This is a genomic window from Ketobacter alkanivorans (assembly GCF_002863865.1).
Classification (GTDB): Bacteria; Pseudomonadota; Gammaproteobacteria; order Pseudomonadales; family Ketobacteraceae; genus Ketobacter; species Ketobacter alkanivorans.
Window position 1 is genome coordinate 434,964 of record NZ_CP022684.1, and the last position, 20,234, is coordinate 455,197.

The 20,234-nt window shown below is 48.4% G+C and carries 18 protein-coding genes; 1 reads left to right on the plus strand and 17 read right to left on the minus strand.

Annotated elements, in window-relative coordinates:
- Positions 1–17 precede the first annotated feature (17 nt).
- From Kalk_RS01990 to Kalk_RS02055, 14 genes are all read right to left on the minus strand, one after another.
- The gene (locus tag Kalk_RS01990; protein ID WP_101892612.1) at positions 18–686 is read right to left on the minus strand and encodes a PP2C family protein-serine/threonine phosphatase; all 669 of its coding nucleotides are present in this window, start codon (positions 684–686) and stop codon (positions 18–20) included.
- Positions 687–691: 5 nt separating this feature from the next.
- Positions 692–1,219 carry a tetratricopeptide repeat protein gene (locus Kalk_RS01995; RefSeq protein ID WP_101892613.1) on the minus strand — a complete coding sequence of 176 codons (528 nt, stop codon included), beginning with the start codon at positions 1,217–1,219 and terminating at the stop codon, positions 692–694.
- Positions 1,219–2,760 (minus strand): FHA domain-containing protein, encoded by a 1,542-nt coding sequence (locus tag Kalk_RS02000; RefSeq protein WP_101892614.1) that lies wholly within the window; start codon positions 2,758–2,760, stop codon positions 1,219–1,221. The genes Kalk_RS01995 and Kalk_RS02000 overlap by 1 nt, the downstream gene beginning before the upstream one ends.
- Before the next feature lie 59 nt (positions 2,761–2,819).
- Positions 2,820–3,185, minus strand: coding sequence for a DUF192 domain-containing protein (locus Kalk_RS21735; protein WP_101892615.1), 366 nt, complete (start codon positions 3,183–3,185; stop codon positions 2,820–2,822).
- Between the two features lie 3 nt (positions 3,186–3,188).
- Complete coding sequence (locus Kalk_RS02010; RefSeq protein WP_101892616.1) at positions 3,189–4,115, minus strand: type II secretion system F family protein; 927 nt, start codon at positions 4,113–4,115, stop codon at positions 3,189–3,191.
- Positions 4,116–4,991 (minus strand): type II secretion system F family protein, encoded by an 876-nt coding sequence (locus Kalk_RS02015; RefSeq protein WP_101892617.1) that lies wholly within the window; start codon positions 4,989–4,991, stop codon positions 4,116–4,118.
- Complete coding sequence (locus Kalk_RS02020) at positions 4,991–6,652, minus strand: ATPase, T2SS/T4P/T4SS family (RefSeq protein WP_101892618.1); 1,662 nt, start codon at positions 6,650–6,652, stop codon at positions 4,991–4,993. The genes Kalk_RS02015 and Kalk_RS02020 overlap by 1 nt, the downstream gene beginning before the upstream one ends.
- A gap of 21 nt (positions 6,653–6,673) precedes the next feature.
- On the minus strand, positions 6,674–7,948 hold the full coding sequence (locus tag Kalk_RS02025; protein ID WP_101892619.1) for a type II and III secretion system protein family protein: 1,275 nt from the start codon (positions 7,946–7,948) through the stop codon (positions 6,674–6,676).
- Positions 7,949–7,976: 28 nt separating this feature from the next.
- Positions 7,977–8,789, minus strand: a complete 813-nt coding sequence (cpaB, locus tag Kalk_RS02030) for a Flp pilus assembly protein CpaB (RefSeq protein WP_101892620.1) — start codon at positions 8,787–8,789, stop codon at positions 7,977–7,979.
- An 11-nt stretch (positions 8,790–8,800) separates the two neighbouring features.
- Positions 8,801–8,998, minus strand: a complete 198-nt coding sequence (locus Kalk_RS02035) for a hypothetical protein (RefSeq protein ID WP_101892621.1) — start codon at positions 8,996–8,998, stop codon at positions 8,801–8,803.
- Positions 8,999–9,016: 18 nt separating this feature from the next.
- Complete coding sequence (locus Kalk_RS02040; protein ID WP_101892622.1) at positions 9,017–9,733, minus strand: hypothetical protein; 717 nt, start codon at positions 9,731–9,733, stop codon at positions 9,017–9,019.
- 17 nt (positions 9,734–9,750) lie between these two features.
- Positions 9,751–10,557 (minus strand): hypothetical protein, encoded by an 807-nt coding sequence (locus Kalk_RS02045; RefSeq protein ID WP_101892623.1) that lies wholly within the window; start codon positions 10,555–10,557, stop codon positions 9,751–9,753.
- 1 nt (position 10,558) lies between these two features.
- Positions 10,559–12,142: a pilus assembly protein TadG-related protein gene (locus tag Kalk_RS02050; protein ID WP_199767992.1), complete on the minus strand. Its 1,584-nt coding sequence runs from the start codon at positions 12,140–12,142 to the stop codon at positions 10,559–10,561.
- A gap of 157 nt (positions 12,143–12,299) precedes the next feature.
- Positions 12,300–12,596, minus strand: a complete 297-nt coding sequence (locus Kalk_RS02055; RefSeq protein ID WP_101892624.1) for a Flp family type IVb pilin — start codon at positions 12,594–12,596, stop codon at positions 12,300–12,302.
- A gap of 385 nt (positions 12,597–12,981) precedes the next feature.
- Between Kalk_RS02055 and Kalk_RS02060 the strand changes: the two genes are divergently transcribed.
- Entirely contained in the window at positions 12,982–13,965 is a 984-nt protein-coding gene (locus tag Kalk_RS02060; protein WP_101892625.1) for a serine/threonine protein kinase, read from the plus strand.
- Positions 13,966–13,968: 3 nt separating this feature from the next.
- On the opposite strand, the gene Kalk_RS02065 is transcribed toward Kalk_RS02060, so the two are convergent.
- The 3 genes from Kalk_RS02065 to Kalk_RS02075 are packed head-to-tail and all read right to left on the minus strand — an operon-like array spanning position 13,969 to position 20,100.
- Positions 13,969–15,069, minus strand: coding sequence for an MORN repeat-containing protein (locus Kalk_RS02065; protein ID WP_158643262.1), 1,101 nt, complete (start codon positions 15,067–15,069; stop codon positions 13,969–13,971).
- Between the two features lie 37 nt (positions 15,070–15,106).
- The gene (locus Kalk_RS02070; protein ID WP_101892627.1) at positions 15,107–18,448 is read right to left on the minus strand and encodes an efflux RND transporter permease subunit; all 3,342 of its coding nucleotides are present in this window, start codon (positions 18,446–18,448) and stop codon (positions 15,107–15,109) included.
- Positions 18,445–20,100 (minus strand): efflux RND transporter periplasmic adaptor subunit, encoded by a 1,656-nt coding sequence (locus tag Kalk_RS02075; protein WP_101892628.1) that lies wholly within the window; start codon positions 20,098–20,100, stop codon positions 18,445–18,447. Before Kalk_RS02075 ends, Kalk_RS02070 begins: the two co-directional genes overlap by 4 nt.
- Between the last annotated feature and the right edge of the window lie 134 nt (positions 20,101–20,234).

A 20,234-nucleotide genomic window follows, 5' to 3' on the forward strand; every position in this document is an offset into this window, starting at 1 on the left:
AAGCTTCTCCTGCGTTATCAGAATACACACAACACTGTTTTATCGTCCTTTCCGCCCCTAGCCTCGCTTTCTGAAACCAACTGCAACACGCGATCAGAAACGGATCGATTCGCGCCGTTTAGGATTTCGCATATAACCGCATCATCAAGCACATCGGAAACACCGTCTGTCATCAAAAACAACAAATCCCCCGACACAAAATCAGATCGACTAATTTCAACTTTCACCGATTCTCTTATGCCCAGCGCATTGGTGACAACTTGCTTGCGAACATCATTGCCTTTCTCGACTATCTTGGAATGATCCTTAGTAAGCGGGGTTAATTGACCGCTACGGAGTCTGTATGCACGGCTATCACCCACATGACACACCATTAACGACTCTTGATCCAGCACCACAGCAACAACCGTTGTTGCCATACCATTCAACCTTGAATCCTGCGCCGCACTGAAAATTTTCTCGTTAGCGACCTGAATTGCGAGCAACAGATCCTCCTCCGAATGCTCGCCATCCCGACACATACTGTCTATTTCTTCCACCAGCGTTCTGGAGGCAAAATCGCCAGATGGCCCGCCACCGACACCATCGGCCACCACAAAAATACCTTTGCTAGCTAACGCTATACAGGCATCTTCATTCACCGAAGACTTTGTGCCTTTATGGCTGATTGATACAACATGCACCATAGTATTTATTTTTTTATGGTTGTGGCGAGGTTATCGAGAGTTTGCTCATTGCTGGGAGCAAGCTGCTTATTGTTGAACTTGTCTATGTCCGCCACTAACTGAGATACTTTTTGTATATCGGTGTCAGGATCGACCAGTGCAGCGTAGTATTTGAAATGATTCTCAGACTGCATCAATCTAATGGAGGCCAGATTAAAGTGTGCCTTAAAATGCTTGGGATTAGCCCTAATTGTATCCTCAAAATAAGCAGCGGATTTTTCATAGTCCGCTAACTTAAACGCTATCGTGCCCAATCTATAACAAGCGTTAGGCTCACCGGGGGTAAGCGCAAGCATCTTTAAAAATTCAGCCTCAGCTTCACCAAGCTTGCCCGCTTTGTATAAGCTCTCACCCAAATCATAGTGGGTCGATAGCTGCGCTCTTATTTTTTCTTGCGCAGTCTGCCCGTTAGCTTGCATATCACCTAACTTACTAGCATTGCTCGCACAACCGGCTATTAGAACGAGCGCCACAGCAATCAATAGTGATCGCATCAGCTACCCCATTTCTCGTACCAAGCCAATTTCGCGCTGGCTTTGGTGTTGTACTCTGTACCGGGGGGCAGCAACCTTGTCACTTCAGCCCACATAGCTTTGGATTTATTTGTATTTACATACTCAAGACGAAGCGCCTGCCTATACAGTTGCTGCGCCTTGTTATTCAAATTATCGATCGCTATTTTGGCGCTTACGCTGTCACCCAACTCGATAGCTTTGTTCCAGTAGTTATAAGCACCATGAAAATCTTCTTGGTTGAATGCCTGATTGCCACGCTCAACATACTCATCCATTACTTTGGTCACAATGGATCGACTGTAAGCGCTCTTCTGCCCTTTGAGCAAAGCAGATTCCTGCGACATAAAGTTGGTCCACGAGCTGAAAGCACGATCTTTGTCACCTGATGCATAGGCTTTTTGGGCATCTGTGTACTGAGAATACAATCCATCAATATCCCCGTAAGTGCTCCTGACCCGATCCTGATAGCTTTTCGAAACTGCTGCATTGCCAATGTACTGCTTTAACTCAGCAAGAGCTTGGGGTGCCTTCCCTTGAGAATATAGACTGATTGCCGTGCTACGGGCAGCATCCGCCTGGGAGTTTAAATTCGGCGATTGCTTTTTCGGAGCAGGCTTATCAGGAACACTGGCTTCCACTTCAGCAGCCCTTGGCGTTTCAACGCTCTTAGGAACCATTGCCAAACTAGGCGGAGGCGCTATGGAGCTGGCCGGTGGAGGTGTTGCCACCTGAGGGTTGGGGCTGGCAAAGGAAGGTGCAGCCTGCGGAGTGGCAGCGACTGCTGGCGATGGAGTCACAACACTTGGCGTAACGTTTGGTGAGGCTGCCTGTTGCTGCGACGGGGCAGATGCTGCCGCCTGCTGTGGCGGCGCCTGTAATCCAGAAGAACTTGCTCCGCCTTGGATAAAACCAAGGCCGACATACGCAAACACACCTATAGCCACTACAACGACCATCATGCCAGCGATTTTTTTAACTGGGCTGGGGCCGAATGTGTCGTCTTTTTCGGCGCCAGCGCTATCTCTTTTTGCAAACAACCCTTTCTTTGGCTCTTCTGAAGCTTCTGTAGCGCTACCGCCAGATGAATCACCGGAATGAAAGGTCAGTGTGACCTCGCCAAGCTTGATGACATCCTTTTCCTCAAGGATAACCCTGGCCACTTTGTAACCATTAACTTTAATGCCGTTTAAGCTTTCAATATCGTTAACAACAAAGCGCCCCGATTGAAACACAATTTCGGCATGCTTTCGTGATATGCCCTTACCCTGCATCACCAGATCACATTCAGTGCCGCGCCCAATAACAAAGGGGAATGTCGTTATTGGGTAAGATTCACCGGTATCAGCCACAAGCGAGGCAATAGCGTCAGAATCTTCAATATCTGCGTAGACCTCAGTACGATCTGCATCCCACGACTGGGCCGGCCCCATACCTTGCTCACTGTGATTTTCCAGACCATTTTTTTTCAGGTCTAGTACAGGAGTGGATTCCACAACGAAACTGTCAGATTTACGATTCATTACTCTACCTTGAACGCGACCCTTTCGAGCCAATATATTATTCTTCTAGTATTAATCATTTAATCAAATATAAGAATGTCATCCAAGCGAATTCCTGTGCGAGTAACGTTACCTTCTGCAACCTCAAGCACTGATTTAGTGCCACGCGGAGCCAACCTTACTCTATTAGGCTTTATCATCGTACTGAAGCCAAGCACTCGATTGTTAGCATCGAGAAATACCACATCAATCGGGAAACGCATAAAAAACGTGTGAATACTGGTACAAGGCGTGATCAACAGCCCCTCAGTAAGCCCAAGACTTGACCTGGACAGAAGACCTATCAGCCTTGACATAAATGTATTGGCGATTCGTACCTCGGGCAGCAATACACCCAACGCACCATCTGCGGATCGGCAACACCTACGTTGATTAGCTTCGCTCATACCTTAACTGGCCAGCAAGTCCATGATGAATTGGGGTAGGAGGTTGGAGTCTGCCACCTTCACAATCAAAACAAAACCGATCAGCATAAAAATGATTGGGAATAGAAACATCACCAACGGTAATAACATCTTAACAGGAGCCTTATTCGCAGCCTCCTCCGCCTCATTAAAACGCTCACTGCGCCTTTGCTCAGCCTGCAATGTCAGTACTTCAACAATTTCACCACCGGTTTCCTCGGCTTGATTGATAGCAGCGACAAAATTGCTGATAGACTTGGTGTTCATCCTGGCTGCAAGGCCCAGCAATGCTTCATGGCGAACCTTGCCTGCTCTTATCTCCCGCAGTAACTTGCCGAATTCCTCCTTAACCGGGCCATCTGGCAGACTGGATATAGCCTGGCCTAGAGAGGTGGAGTAGTTCAAACCAGCCCGCATTGAAAGCACGAGCAGATCAAGAAGGAACGGAAATTCCTTGGCAACCCTTGCTCTACGATGGGTAATTTTGTCATTAAGCCAAATGTCGGGGTAGAAAAAACCGATAGGCATTATGGCCAGAATGATCAGTTTAACTTCACTGCCCTGGTCAGAACCGCTTGAAAACAGCGAATAAGAGATCAAACAAGCAAAAGCCAAACACACGAACTTTAATGTATAGAACTCTTCAGCCATGATGGCGTAGTTCATACCACCTGTGCTCAATTTGGTATTCACTTTACTGTACAGTCGGTCTGACATCATAGACCTGACCTCAGACGCAAACAGACGCACAACCGGCTTAAACAATTTATAAATAAGTGGCGGTGGATCGCGCCAATCTTCTTTTTCTTTACTTCTGGTTTTAATGATCAGACTAATTAATGCGTAGGCACCCACCCCTACAGCCGACGCCATCAGAAAAACCGGAAAGTATTGCGATAGCAAACCCATCATCTAAACATCCACATTGACGATTTTTTGAATCATCAAAAAGGCCATTATTGCCATAACAACCATTATAGCGAGCCAAATCCAACCCAGCGTGCTGGTAAATAGCATAGACATTGCTTCGGGCTCCATCTTGTAAAACATGTAGCCAACAAATACGGGGAAGAAAGTAGCCAGTGTTCCCTGCGCTTTGCCCATTGAAGTCAGCGCTCGAATTTTCCCCTCGACTTTAGATTTCTCCCGCAGAGTTCGTGACAACACCTCAAGTGTATCCGCCAGGTTCCCCCCTACCGTTCTAGAAATCTTAATCGCAGAATTCATGAGCAGGATATCTTCCCGGTCAATTCGCTTGGCAAGCTGATCAAGAGAGTCACTTAAATCAGTCCCTACCCGGTACTCCACCAAAACCTGAGTGAACTCCTGGGCTAAAGGTTGCGGCTGATTTTTCGCAACTTGCTGGAAGGCTTTCACTAGGTTAAGACCAGACCTGAGAGATGATGAAATAGAGGAAAGCGCGTCGGGCAGCTGTTGAATAAACTCATCCGAACGCCGCTTTTTCATGATTTTCAAAACAACGCCGGGGGCAATAAATATAATCGCTCCAACAATTGCGGCTACGATCAGGTTGGTAACAAAAAAGACAACCGGAATAACAATTACGGCGGTCACCAGCGTAACCGTAAAAATTTGTCCTGGCTCCATCATTACCACGACATCACGCAGCCCTTTATCAACCTGCTGATAAAAACTCCGCTGGTAAAGGGCAAATAACTGTTGGCTGATCCCGGTCATTACCCAAGCGATGCAAAAGAACGCCACAGCGACCAATACAAAACTAAACAATTGGGCATTAGATTGGGCTAACTGCAACAATTTATCCATTAAATCACCGTTTCATCAATGTCGGCCTTGTCTGCATCGCCAAATAGCGATAGATCAAGCTCAACACCTTGGTCAATGGAATCCAAGTAGAACTTGGGAATATAACCTGTAGAGCGATAGAAACCGGTAATTTTGCCGTTAGCATCATAGCCTTTACGCACGAATTCAAAAATAGGCTCAAGCCGAATCCGATCACCATCAAAACCGGTCACTTCCATAATATGGGTGATTTTTCTGGTTCCATCTGCCAGCCGGCTCTGCTGCACAAGAATATCCACTGCCGATGCAATTTGCTCTCTGATGGCCCTGGAAGGCAGATCCACTCCAGCCATCATGACCATAACTTCCAGACGGCTGAGAAAATCGACGGGCGAGTTCGCATGGCCGGTTGTTAAGGAACCATCGTGGCCGGTATTCATCGCCTGCAACATATCGAGCGCCTCACCACCACGGCACTCCCCCACAACGATTCGATCCGGACGCATACGCAACGCATTGATTACTAGATCGCGGATGGATACTCTGCCTTTGCCTTCCGCATTAGCGGGTCGACTTTCCAGCGAAACCACATGGGGCTGGTTCAACTTAAGTTCAGCCGCGTCCTCAATGGTCAGGATCCGATCTTCGGAGCCAATGAAGTTAGAAAGAATATTGAGCAGGGTTGTTTTACCAGAACCGGTTCCTCCCGAGATCACCACATTCTGCTTCAGCTCCACAGCTGACTTAAGGAACAGGCCCATCTCTTCTGATATAGAGCCATAACGGATAAGATCCGACATAAACAGATTTTTCTTGGCGAACTTTCGAATCGTAATTGAAGGACCATTGAGTGCTAACGGCGGTATCACAGCATTAACACGAGACCCATCGGGTAAGCGAGCATCCACCATAGGGGAGCTTTCATCTATGCGGCGGCCAAGCGGTGCAACAATACGATCTATGACCGCAAGCAGCGATTGATTACTGGTGAACCGACTCTCGGATAGGGTTAACCTGCCATTTTTTTCCACATAGATTTGATCAGGGCCGTTCACCATGATTTCGGTGACATCGTCATCATTAACAAGAGGCTCAAGGGCGCCCAGCCCAACAGCTTCAGCAACGACTTGACGCTGTAGCTCTTCAGGGGTAATGCCCTCAGGAATGTTCTTGACGTGATCTCGAATGATATCGCGGGTGGCTTTTTCAGCCTCAATACGAAGCTCATCCTGACCCATGGTCTGGAGGTTGCCACGCTTTCTTAAATCCAGATAGTCCAATATAAGTGAGTGTATTCGGCGCTTAAGCGAAATAATTTCTTCACTTTCCTGCTTAACCGACTCTACTTTCTGGCGTCGATCGACGCCTTCTTCAAAAGCGGATTTTTTGGTTGGCGTATGGGTAATACGAACACCAATATCACCAAACCGAAGCAGATCGCCTTCAGTAAGCCTCAAATCGGATAAAAGCCGCTCACCATTCACCCACACTCCGTTGGTACTGTTAAGGTCTCTTAACGTAGCACCAACTGACGATACTTCAATTTCCGCATGATTTCTGGAAGCGTGACTGTCTGCCAGGATAACGTCACAGTGGTCACCCTTACCCAGCACCACCGTGCCGGCAGCGAATTCATACACTGACTTATTATTGTTGCTGTCAAATACTTCGAATTTCAGCATATATCCAACCCCGGAGAACCATCAGTCGTAGATACTGAACTTCAAATCATCGCCAGCGTCGGTACTAAGCTTATCAGCATATTCCAGCATATCTTTATTACGCTTACTATCCGGATCGACCAAATAGGGCGTTACGAAGATAACCAGCTCTGTGGTGTTTTCACGAAAATCTCTAGATTTGAACAATTCACCCAGTATCGGTATCGATCCCAAACCAGGTACTTTGGCAACGGATTTACCATCCTCAGCTTTAAGCATGCCCGAAATGACCATGGTCTGCCCTGTTTGTACGTTCATTTCCATATTGGTCTTTCGTGTTATAAATCCGGGAATATCCAAAACTTCAACGCTGTCATCAACGGCGCTGACTTCCACATTGATTTTGGTATTAATGAAACCATCGGGATCCGCCACAGGCTCAAAGTCAAGAATCACACCGACCTGCTTAAACTCGACCGTAAGCTCGCCATCTCCACCACGGATGGGTATGGGAATCTCGCCACCGGCAAGGAACTCAGCTTTAGATCCACTTTTGGTGACCAACTTGGGTTGCGCCAGTACACGTGCAATACCATTGGTTTGTAATAGGTTGATTGTAGAACCAATCTGTGTAGCGATGCCAAACACCGAGCTGGTTTTCTCAAAATCCAGCACACCGTGAAATTGGCCTGCCAGATTATAAAACGGGCCAGCTGCAGATCCGCCCCACTCGATTCCCGCGTTCATTAAGTCATCCCGGCGCACCTCCACCACCTGCACATCCAGCAGAATCATGGCCTGAAGGCTGACTTTCGGCCTTACAATGTTAAATACAACGGTTCCACTGCCAATCTCTTTCGACAGTTTCTTCTTCATGTCCTCGATAATGGGGATATCTTGTTCCCTTAGCACTCGCCCCTCGATAAAGATGATGCCGTTTTCCTCCCGTGCGTTGACACCCTCAACGTCGGCCAGAACAATATTAGCCACCTCAAGGATCTGAACCCACGAGTTATCAATAACCTTAAGCAAGTAACGTATCTGGGAACCACCCTCCTTCCAGATACGTAGGTCCGTAACGCCAGCCTTAAGACCGGTCAACAGTATTTCATCAGGGCCAGTGGGCTGCGCGTTGGCAACATCGGCATGCCCGATTGATACTCGGGTGACACCGGGGTAGGGCATGAGTCGTGTCTGCCCCTGGATAATATTAACAGTGCCCGCATAGCCGTCTGCAGCCATCAGCCGAGCGGAAGCAAGCAGAGATGCAACGGCAACCAGCGTTAGGAGTAACGCACGAGCGCAATGTCTAGACATACTTCTTTGGTCCTTATTCTTATTATGGTTATGAACGTTTGCCGCCCTTAATCACCTCAAATCCCCATGGTTGCTTTTGTTGAGGTGGTGGCTCCACTTTTTTAGCTTCGTTTGGTATATCCACAAGGTTATCAAGCGTTACGTAATCATCAAAGCGTTGTGCTTCATCCTCAGGACGCCGCAGCAGCAAACTAATATCTCCGACAGTCTGCGCATGGATAAGACGTGTGGCGTACAGTGGAGTAACGCCGAGTGTGATTTCAGAATAACGACGTTGGTTTTGATCAGGAATGCCATCGTCCAGATCCTTGCCCGTTGCCAGAATGCGAAGATTCTGGGCAAGAGGCACTGTTCGCTTGGCATCGCCATCCTTAAGCGTAATCATAAGATCCACAAAATCCCCAGGCGCTAAAAAACCCGAGAAAGTATCCAACGTTGACACCGGAATGGTAATAGCCCGCTCCCCTTCACGCAGCAGGCTGGACAGTCCATCCACTTTCACTTTGCTGACGTGTAATGCCAGAATAGGTTGCCCAGCCCTGACAGGGTGCAGTAACTGACGACCCTGGATCATTGAAAACTGGGCCGGGGACATGGCCTCGGACTGAACATAGGCTTTGGGAATTTTACGAATAGAGGCACTGGTGGTGTTAATCTCATCACCGATACTGAGGTCACGTTTAGCGACTATAACCTCAAGTGCCTCCCGCTCAGACTCAAAGCTGGATTTATAACTGGAAATTTCGCTTTGAATATGATTTTTTGAAAGATACCAACCGCCAGCACCCGCTGCGACTGCACATACCAAAAGAATAATACTGTTTTTATTATTGGACTTCATAACAGCTACCACTAGGGCTGATAAATATCACGAGCAAATTCATGCTGCTGATCGTTTAGAACGGAAATCACTGACAGATCGGGCTCATCCTGATCTTCATCTGAGCCAAATGGCGAACCCATCATTAAGAACAAGATCACCATCGACAAGAAACCGAACACCAAAAGGTATTCTGTCATAACCGCGCCACACTGATTAGACTTATTCATTTTGTTATTCTTATAAGGTTATTTAACCCAGTTTATTAGCACCTGGCTAAAACTACTGTTGCGACCTTGTAATCCCTTTATGCTCAACTGTAACAGTTCTCCCTGCCTTTGGAAACCAAGTACAGCACCGGTGCGGCCATCTCCCGACGAGGAATACTGCTGCCAGCCGTCTGCAAGCAATTGATCCGTATAAAAATGCACTATTTGCTCCACACCCAGCGATGAATCCAGCGTCAATGACTCTGAACGCTTACCCATCTCTAACGACTCAACCTTACTGGAGACCTTGGTTCTGGGAGGCAGCGGAAAACTGGTTTTGCGATGGGAATGGTAGTTTAGCGGCGTAGGTGAAACCACTATTTTGCCATCTACCCCCGCGCCTTGCTGTGAAAACTGAACTGAATATTGAAAACCATCCAGCTCGTATCCAAGAATAGTGAGATCACCGATCGATTTCTGAGAAAGCTTGCCATGGCCACGCACCTTCCATCGGCCAAGATAATATTTCAGAACATCATCCGCCTTTCCAGGATAGGAAAATAACTTAACCGACATCGGGATATTATCCACGGCCATCCGTCTGCCCGCCCAATACCATTGAGCACCAGGCATCACCTCCAGTTCTGGCAGATCCACCGCCAGAGGATCCCGTTGTGCGGCCAAACAGGGCACCGAAACCACAAAGCACAATAAAACAACAATGCAGCCAACAAGCCGATTTGGAATCGGAGTCATTTTAAAACCTTATGATTCTATGGCTCGTAAGCTTCTAACGAGGAAGGTAAGGCTGAGGACTGAGTTGGAGATACCATGTCGAATGAGTATTCTGGATCATCCTCATTAATAAACATTTTTTCTCCGATTTCATCAAACACACCCGCAATAGCCCGAGTCGCAGGCGTATTCTGATACCAGCGTTGAGCCCGACTGTAAATAGACTCTCGCAGCCCGTCGACACGATCGGAAAACATCCTGTCATTGCTGGGTGCCCAACTATCAGCTACCAGCACATAGGATGAATTAACATGAGGGACAAACCCGGCATTATCAGACAACGCGTAATTATTAGTGGTAGAGAAGTCAACCTGCAAGGTATCTACAGCAGCGGTGTTAATTTCCACACCACTTCGCTCCCTCATCCAATTTACCTGGGATGAGCTGGAGTCTAAAAAGTCAACAGCCTGGCCCTGAAATGAATCAGCATCGGCAACCCCAACCAACCGAACTCCGCCATCAAGTTCAATAATGGAGTTTTTAGACTCCCAATCTAACCAACTTCTGGCGGAGCCGACACTGCCTGAAGAAAACCCCACACCACCGTTCACAAAAAAACGACTCGTGACTTCCGCATCAAATCCGTTAATGGGGTCGCTCAATTTCGCCTGGTAATCATCGCCAGAATACGCGGTTCGCTCCCACGCAACATAACGGGCCGCTTTGTGGGCCTCAGTCTGAACCTTAAGCATGTTGGATATTGCGACGACCATAAATATAAATGGGATAGCCCAAACCATCGACATCAGAAACTCGGACATAGCCTGACCGCGCTGCAAATTCATACTAGCCCCCTCCCCCGGTCGCGACAAGTCGAGCGTGCCAGAAAGGGTTAAACAGATTGGGAACCTCGACAGCCCCTCCATTTAAACGACTGAAGCCATTATCATTAGGGCTGCAGGTGGTGTTGCCCTCCTGATAACAATCTGGCCGCTGAAAATAGACATCAGCCTTGCCGATTGCGTACACGTTCTTGCCACAAAACTGCTCTTTATCTTCAAAACGCTGTAAACCGTCACTCCAGCCTTCTTGTCGAACACCACTTTCATCAAAACCAATACCGTCGGAGCAGTTATCTTGACTCAAAAAAGCCGTTACGGTTGCTCGCCGCCGATTTGGATCCAAAGCCGCATAACGCTGTATAGAATCGTAGGACTCATTTGCAAGCTCGTTACAATCAACCGCAGCATCATCGTCACCACACAGCCCCAACAACCGCAAAGTTTGAATCGCAGCATTATCAATCAGCGAAGTAGCCTCTGCCACATTCAAAGCAGCATCACCACTCTCAGATGTTCGTAGAATCTGAACACCCGCAAGCCTAAGGGAAAGACTGTCGTCTGCTGCCACCCAGTTAAGCTGATCGGTGCCAGCATTGTACTCAATTTGGGTTTGCCCACTTCTGCTACCACGAAGAAGCCCACCCATACCGAGAGAGTAGTTATTTACATTTCGATCCCTGATCCAAGTCCCATTATCCATTTCATTAACAGTCTGACGTATGGCATCAATCATTAAGCCGCCATCAGCCTCAGGCTGCAATGACGAGCCAGGAACTGACCCGGTTGAGGATCCACCACCCACCAACATGGAGCAGCTTTGCGATCTTGCCCCAAATGCGGTTCCAAGGGGGTTACCGGACTCTACTCCTGGTCGGGCGAACAGGATCATTTCGCACAGTGTTTGCGCAGTGCTCCCCGCCTCACGCGCGGAATTCGACACATGAGGATCATCCGAGCCTTCAAACAAATAAAGTGTATCGGGATCATTGACGCGTATGGGTGCAGTACCTCGATCAATATAAGAGGATGCAACCACTCCCATTGTTTGATCGACTATAGTCATCCCCGTTGCGGGATCCACCTGAATAAGATCTTGGTATGCCTGTTGTTGGAAATTTGAGAATGTTGCATTGTTGGCATCCAGCATTAACGTCAGCATACCGGTAACAACTTTAGAGCTATCAACCACAGGCTGGGCAATTGCCGCAATAAAATCCAACGAATCCTGGATAGCGCCATTCCAAAACAGGTCGATAAACCAAATGATAAAGTTTACTAAAGGGCCTCCACCACTGACTCCCTCCTGAATCACATTGCCCAGTATCTGGGTTTCGACCTGGAAGCTGTACAGATGGCCTATGGCAGCCTCATTGGCGATCATGGCACGGTTGGTATAAGCCATAAAATTAAGATGGCGAGCAGCGATCTGCGCTCCGGAATAGGCACTGGCATCGGCAGCGTTAACAAGGTTGATTTTTTCGTTGACCGCGCGACTGCTGTTGAACATAAGCAAGAAGGTGACACAGGCAATCGCAATGATACCCAGCGTGAGGGGCATAACCTGGCCGTGCTGCTTATTTTTGGACAATTCGAACTTCTCCCGCACCTTGTCGTAACCTTTCTATTTATTTTAAGTGATAGGGCGATGGAATTAACCGATTAAACACGAAGTACAAACTAACAATTATTACAACGCAAGGCCATGCCTCAGGCATAACCTTGCGAGATCAAAGCATGGCAATTAACTAAGGAGTAGCTACAGGCAATACTCTGTCGTTATCCGCAGCGTAAGTAGTCAGGTTGCCAATCGCAGCATCACTGGAGTCATCAGCGGTATCCGAAGCTTCTGACCGAATGGCTTCAGAGTTTCCACCAGCCATCTCTGACGCAAAAGCTGCCAACGTCTGACGAATAGAACCACCCATCAGGCCCATCGCACCGATACCAACAACAGCGATCAAGCCAACGATAACCAGATACTCTGACATACCCTGGCCAGCGGATTTTTTATTAGATAATTTGCGAGAAATATTAACGTTCACAGGATTTAGCCCCTTTATAGTTGTTTTCTTATATTTGTACCGAATGAGACATGCTCATTGGGTACTTTACTTACTTTCGAGTTATTTGGCTAGCCACTACATCAACATGACGTCAACAAGATAGACAAACACCGATGATTGATATACTGCGTACTGACGCTTTAGTAGTCAATAGTTTCATACAAAAACCGCCTCATATTTCCGACGAACGAGCAAAATGAACCGCTCAATCCGCCGACTATTTGACACAAAAAAGCGATTTAATGCACTTATTAAACACCGCCTTAGTTTGTTTGCGAATCACGATATACCGTGTAAACTATTATGTTATCTAACAAAAACAACCCATTACTCCAGTTTGCGTTTTTAAGGGCTTTTCCGATCTATGAATCTGACCTGGCTTTTCTCTTGGCGATCAAAAAAACAGCAGGATGAGCCTAAGCCGGTGCCCCCTGCCAGCAGCAAGGAGAAACCAGCCGCCTCCAAAAGGCCTCAAACCAAACAGCCCGCTTCCAGCACACCGGCACCACAACCGGTTCAACGCCCATTTGAAGTTCAGTTAAATATTGGCCGCTATCGCATGGAACCCTTTACCGAGGGGGGCATTTGTATCGTTATGAAGGGCATCCCTCTTGAGCAAGGCAAACCTAAGCTAGCGGTAAAAATGGTGCGGGAACAATGGCTTAACCACCAAGCAGTGCGCAGACAGTTCACCACAGAAAGCCAAATAGTGCGGGAATTACACCACCCACAGCTGCCAAAATACCGGTCCCGCGGGCTGATAGATGGCAAAGCCTATTATGCTTATGAGTTTATTGAAGGTTTTCAGCTTATAAACCTGTCTCAGGAGCAACAGCGCTTTCCACCAGCCCTGGTGAAAGAGCTGGCAAAAGATATTGTGAGTCAGCTGCTGGAGCAATTGCATTATCTTCACACCAGCCTAAAACCAGTGGTTCATGGCGACATCAGCTCTGAGAACATCCTGATAGACACCAAGCAAAAAATCTATCTTGTAGACTTTGGCTGCTCTCATTTCCAGAAACAAGCCAATAAAGAAGCCTACCAGTGGTTAGCCAAGCCTTCGTTTATTTCCCCGGAACAGGCTCGTGGCGATAAATGGGATCATCGCAGCGATTTATACCAAGCAGGAATTTTGTTGTACGAGCTATTACGAAACCGGCGCTGGAACGAAGGGTCCACAAAGCGTGATAAGGTGCTTTTTGCGGCCTCAAACCAAAGACAGGCTGATGACTTTCTATTAGACGTTACTGATGCCAAAACATCTTTGTTTGTGGCCAAGATGCTTGATCCGGATCCGGATAAGCGTTACCAAACGGCCAAGGAAGCCTTGGCCGCGCTGAAAGCCTGATTGTTATTCGATTCGCACACCCCGATCGAAGCGACAAGGCGTATCGGCTCCATCCATCGAGCAAACCCCACGACCGTGCAAGGCATTCTGCTGAAAGCCACCGACGTATTTGCTGCCGTCCGGCCATGTAAACACGCCGCGACCGTCTCGCATTCCATCAACAAAATCGCCTGAATACTTTTCTCCGGATGGCCACACCAACGAGCCCTTACCTGAGCGCTTGCCCTGCTTAAACTGACCATCGTATACGCGGCCATCAGAAAAAGTCAGCACGCCTTTTCCATCCATGACTCCGGACTGGAATCGGCCCTCGTAGCGATTACCACCGGGCCACACTTTAGTGCCTCGCCCCTGTGGAAGATCATTGATAAACTCACCCTCATAGCGTTCTCCGGTGGGCCATTCCATTACGCCCTGACCACTGGCCATGTCATCCACGAAATCACCCTCGTACACGACGCCATCGCTTTGGGTTCGACTGCCACGACCAGCACGGATACCATCAACAAACTGACCGTCATAAAGCTCACCGTCTGGAAACAGCATTTTGCCGTGCCCGGTGCGCTGGTCGTAACGAAATTCACCCATGTATTTTCTGCCATCGGGCCAGGTATAGGTGCCGCTACCACTCTTTAGATCCTGTTTGAATTCGCCACGATAAACTCGTCCATCGGCCCATTCATAGGTGCCGACTCCGTCTTTTTTGCCCTCTACAAAACCGCCTTCATATCGCGAACCACTGGGCCAACGGTAAACGCCACGCCCGTGAAATACACCATCTTCCCACTGGCCTGAATATATATGGCCTTGCGCATCTTCAAAGGTGCCCTGCCCTGACATTACTCCCTGCTTCCACTCACCATCATATCGGTCGCCATTGGGCCAGATATAGATGCCTTGCCCGTTTTTCTCGCCATTGACAGTCTGACCTTGATAGGTGCTTCCATCTTCAAGCCGATGGACTTCCGGTGTAGGCTCACCTGATACAGCAGCCGCAGATGTGGCTTTTGCCAAGCCCCCATCATCATCCGAGCATGCAGCAATCAGCACGCCAGCACTGCACAGCACCGCCACACCGAGCCGCCTTATTATTAAACTTGGCACTGACCTCTCCAAATTTTTACTGTTCAATACCTTCACCTCAGGTAGATGCATTACTGCTGGTGAGAAACTCTTCATTGCCATCATCCCAACCGGCTTCCCAGCTAGCAGAAAGTACTTCCAACTCAAAAGGCGATACTCGGGGCACGTCACCCTTAAGGCCTTCTTTGTGCCCCAGATCGTAGGCTTCGTCCAAACCCACATGCCATTGAAGTTTCTCTGAGTCGTCTTCTGTACCACCTTCAAAGGTTCTATCAACCTCCTCTGCGATGGATGAAGCTGCCTTTTTCTCGCCACTGAAGAAACGTGCCACATCTTTTATGCTCAGATTGACATCATAAAGAATGTGGTAGGTGGCCGGCACCAGAATCAGACTCACCAATGTTGCAAACAAAACCCCAAATGCTATTGATATCGCCATGGGAATTAGAAATTGAGCCTGCAAGCTGGTTTCCAACATCAGCGGAACCAATCCACCGAATGTTGTTAAAGATGTCAGCATGATCGGCCTGAATCGGGCAGCACCTGCGCGCCTAATGGATTCCATCAGATCAATGCCACGCTCTTTATTGCGGTTCATAAAATCAACCAGGACAAGGTTGTCATTCACCACAATACCACTCACGGCGATCATCCCCACCAGAGACCACAGAGTAACATCCATGCCGACCACTAGGTGCCCCACTAGTGCCCCGATTATTCCAAACGGTATGGCAAACATAACCATGAGGGGTTGCGCATAAGACCGGAACAAGGTCGCCATCATCACATACATACCAAGAATAGCGATCCAATAAGCCTTGAACAGGTAGTCTTTGAATTCATCCTTCTCTTTCTGCACGCCAGAAACATCCCAATTCATTCCAGGAAAGCTTTCTGGAATACTATCGAGGTATTCTTTTTGAATGGCCATCATGACTTTCGGTGTACTGGTGACGTTATCGTCCAATTTGGCCCTGACACGAATAACCCGGCGGCGATTGTGGCGGTTGATCTGCGCTGCGCCCTCACCATATTCAATATCAGCGATAGTCAATAACGGTACGGTTGAACCATCCCGCATCCGGATAGACATGTTTTCGAGATACCACAGCGAGCTGCGCTCTTCTGCAGGGTAACGAACCACTACTTTGATATCCTGCTCGCCCCTCTGAATATTTTGCACATCTGCGCCGTGATAGGCCTGCCGAACTTGCATGGCAACGTCATCCAGACTTAGCCCCATATTCCTTGCCAGCGGTTTAAGTTCTATCAAAAGCTCCTGCTTGCCGCGTTGGAAGGAGTCAGTAATCTGATACAGGCCATTTATACCAGCCAGGCGCTCTTTTAGGCCGTCAGCTGCCAGTTTCAAGTCACTGAGGCTGCTGGAGGACAGTTCGATATCCAACATGGAACCGGGTTGATTCAACGTGGCTTTAAACTCAAGCTCGACTACATCATGAATATCGCCAACACGATCCTCCCAGCGGCGTATCATTTTCTGGCCGGACAGCTTTCTGTTCTCTGAAGGCGCCAGCTCCACAACTAAACGCCCGGTGGTATCGCTGGTAAAGGATGTGAACACGTTGAGAATCTGCTCAGTACCGGTTTCCGATCGCAGCTCATCTTTTAACTCTAAAGCAGCCCTTTCTACTCTTTTGATTCCGCTTCGAACAGCCTCTGGCGTGGTGTTTTGGGCAAAACTGATAGAGGCACTGGCGGTGTCCGCTTCAATGGTGGAGAAAAACACGACCTTCAGCCATCCTGAGGCCATCAACGACAACGCAATAATCAATACACCAACAAACCCGAACAGGGTGGTATAACGCCACCGCAAGCATACCTCGAGAAACGGGCTATAGATCTTCTCGACAAACATCTCCAAGCCATTGGAGAACTTACGTTGTACGTACCCGATAACCGGTATGCGGTCAAACTCGTCAGAGGAAATACCGGAGACATGGGATGGCAGAACCAACAACGATTCAATCAGCGAAAAAATCAATGTGCAGATGACGACAATAGGAATCACCTTCATCAGCTTGCCTTCCGGGCCAGGCAGCATGACAAGAGGCGCAAATGCGATAATGGTGGTCAGCACAGAAAAGATTACGGGCTTTTGCACTTCCTGAGCGCCCAAGATCGCACCCCGCACACCGGCGATCCCCTCCCGATGCTTACTGAACACGTTCTCCCCAACGATAATGGCATCATCCACCACTATTCCCAGCACCAAAATAAAGGCGAACAGGGAGATCATGTTAAGAGAGCCGTCGAAGTATGGGAGCATCATGAATGCTCCCATAAAGGAGATCGGGATTCCTAAACTCACCCAAAAGGAAAGTTTCGCCCGCAAGAACAACAATAGAATAATAAACACTAGAGCCAAGCCGCTGATGGCATTCTCACTCAGCAGATCCATTCGGCTTTTAAAATATACCGAAGAATCCTGCCAAACATCGAGATGGATGCCTTCCGGGATGTACATCGTTGGGCTGTTGACGTACTCGTGCAGCTCCTTGGATACATCGAGGATACTTTGATTCCCTACCCTATAGACGGCCAGCGCTACAGCTGGGCGCCCGTTGAACTCACTCAGAGACACGCCTTCTTTGAAGCCATCTTGCACTGTCGCGACATCTCGAATCAGTACCTGCGCTCCATCAGGCAGAGCACGAATGACAATATCTTCAAAATCGTCACCCCAATAAACCTGCCCCTTAGCCTTAACCGACACATTACCTTGCGCAGTTTTGATTACACCGGTTGGCAGATCAATGGAGCTCTGCCTGACTGCATTAGCAACCTCAATAAAGCTCATGCCATATCGCTGCAAGGAGGCTTCGGATACTTCAATGGCAATCTCATAGGGGCGACTCGCAGCCAACTCAACCTGTGAGATATTTGGTCTGGTGGTGAGATCATCCTTTATCTGAGCGGCCAGGTTCTTGAGGCTGCGCTCATCCGCGTTACCCGATACGATAACGTACGCAACCATATTGCGAACGGATATTTCACGAACTATGGGCCGCTCTACATCAGCGGGAAACGTTCCGATACCGTCAACTCTGGCCTTGATCTCATTCAGCAAATGCTTGCTGTCTTGACCATAAGCCACTTCGAGGGTAAGCAACCCCAAATGCTCAGTTGCTTTCGATGAAAGTGACTTGATACCTTCCAGATCATATATTGCAGACTCGATGCGGTTGAGCACCGACTTCTCAACATCCTCAGGAGATGCGCCAGGATACGGCACGGTAATCGTGATGAGATCTAGTGAAATGTTAGGCAGAATTTCTTTTCGCGTATCTTGCAGGCTGATAACACCTGCAATAACCACAAACATCATCAGAAGGTTGGCGGCAACTTTATTCTCCGCAAACCAAGCTATTATTGCATTCATTGTATCGCTTCCACCAAAGGCTCAGGAGCAGACACAATAGAGATGGTTATGCTTCCTCCTCCAGCTGGTTTAGAGGACCTGGCTACAGGAGCAGGCTCTATCTCAGGCTGCGCTTTTGTCGGTGGCGGGCTACTTTCGATATCTGCTGCAATCTGCGCTGCGAGCGGAGACATTTCTGGTTCGGCTTGTACGACTGGCTGAGGTTCTACTGGATCGGGCCGTGAGGCTGGCTCCTGAATCTCAATTTCTCTGGGTTTTGGCTGCAAAGCTACCTGCAGGTTTTGGGCTTGTTTGAGCATCTCCTTAGCGCTTTGCTGTATATCCTGCTTTTGCTTGGCATCAAGGTTCTCATACATATCCTTGGCCTTGGCCGCCAATTCCTGCACTTTAGGGTCGTTCAGATCAGGAAGTTTAACCGATGCGGGCTCCGCCGACTTTGGTGCCTGGGTTACGCCAAACAAGTTGTTATTTTTCTCTGGCTCTACTTCGTATTGGAAGTCTTCCTCAACCTTGGTTCGCACAGTCATGCCATCAACGGCGATGTCCATCTGGCTTAATACAACCTTGTCACCACTCTCCAAACCCGAGCTGACGTAGATGCTGTCTTTGCCTTTATAGATAATGGCCACATCCCGTTCACGCAGCTGATTGTTTTCATCAACCACCCATAATTGAGCACCATTGCGCAGGGCTTTTCTTGGCACTTCAAACACCCGCTCAAAACGGCGACCATCTATGGTTGCCTCAACAAAAGAGCCGGAAACAAGCTCGGGCCTGCCAGGCTGATTCGGATCTGCTGCATAGGGATCACGCACCTGGGCAACGACATAGAGCAAGCGATTGCGCTCATCTACCCCACCCTCTGCACGAACCACCTTTCCTTTCCAAGTGTAAGTACGACCGGCAAATTTCTCAGTAAGCGTTACTTCAGGCAACGTTTGATTCAGGGAATCCTGGAACCGTGAGGGTACGTCAACCAGCCCAAGCTGACGATCAGATAGTGGCAACCTGATCTCAGCGACATCGACCGCGTAGATTGCACCCATCTGCAGACCCGGGCGAACGTACTGCCCTACGTTCAGCGCTGCCAGACGAACCCGCCCATCAAATGGCGCACGCACGGTAGTTCTATCACGCTGCAGTTTTACAGCCTCTAATTCGGCCACAGCAGCTTCGTACTGGGCTTCTGCCTGGCGATATTGAATATCGTAATTGGCCAATCGGCTGGAGCTGGTGTTCTTAACCCGGCTGCGTGCCTTTTTTTCTGCCTCTGCTTGCAATTTGGCTTGGTAAGCCTGGGCTTTACTGGCTTCTGCCCGTTTGATATTCACTTCGTATTCTATGGGGTCGATGCGAATCAGCACCTCACCCTTACGAAAGAAGCCACCGTTAGCAAAATTAGGAGAAAGCTCTAAGACCTGACCACTTACTTCGGACATTAATTGGATTTCAGTACCTGGCGTTACCGTGCCACGGGTAAAAACTGGAATACTTTTACTCTGAGGCTGCACCTCAGTGATGGTCACCAACGGCGCTTTTATATTGAGCGGCTTATGCTCAACTTCCGGGCGGGATACAAACAATAAAACGGACACTGCCAAACCCACAACGATTGCCGCGATGGGCAACACAAACTTTAAAGCTTTATTCATTTTATTATCTTCTTGTTTGGATCCTTCATTGCGCTACAGACTGGATATCAGGCCGGGCCATCAATGGAAGTTAACTGGGTGGATGCTTGACCACCAAGTACCGCATCTTATCCGAAATACTGTTGATTTTTAAA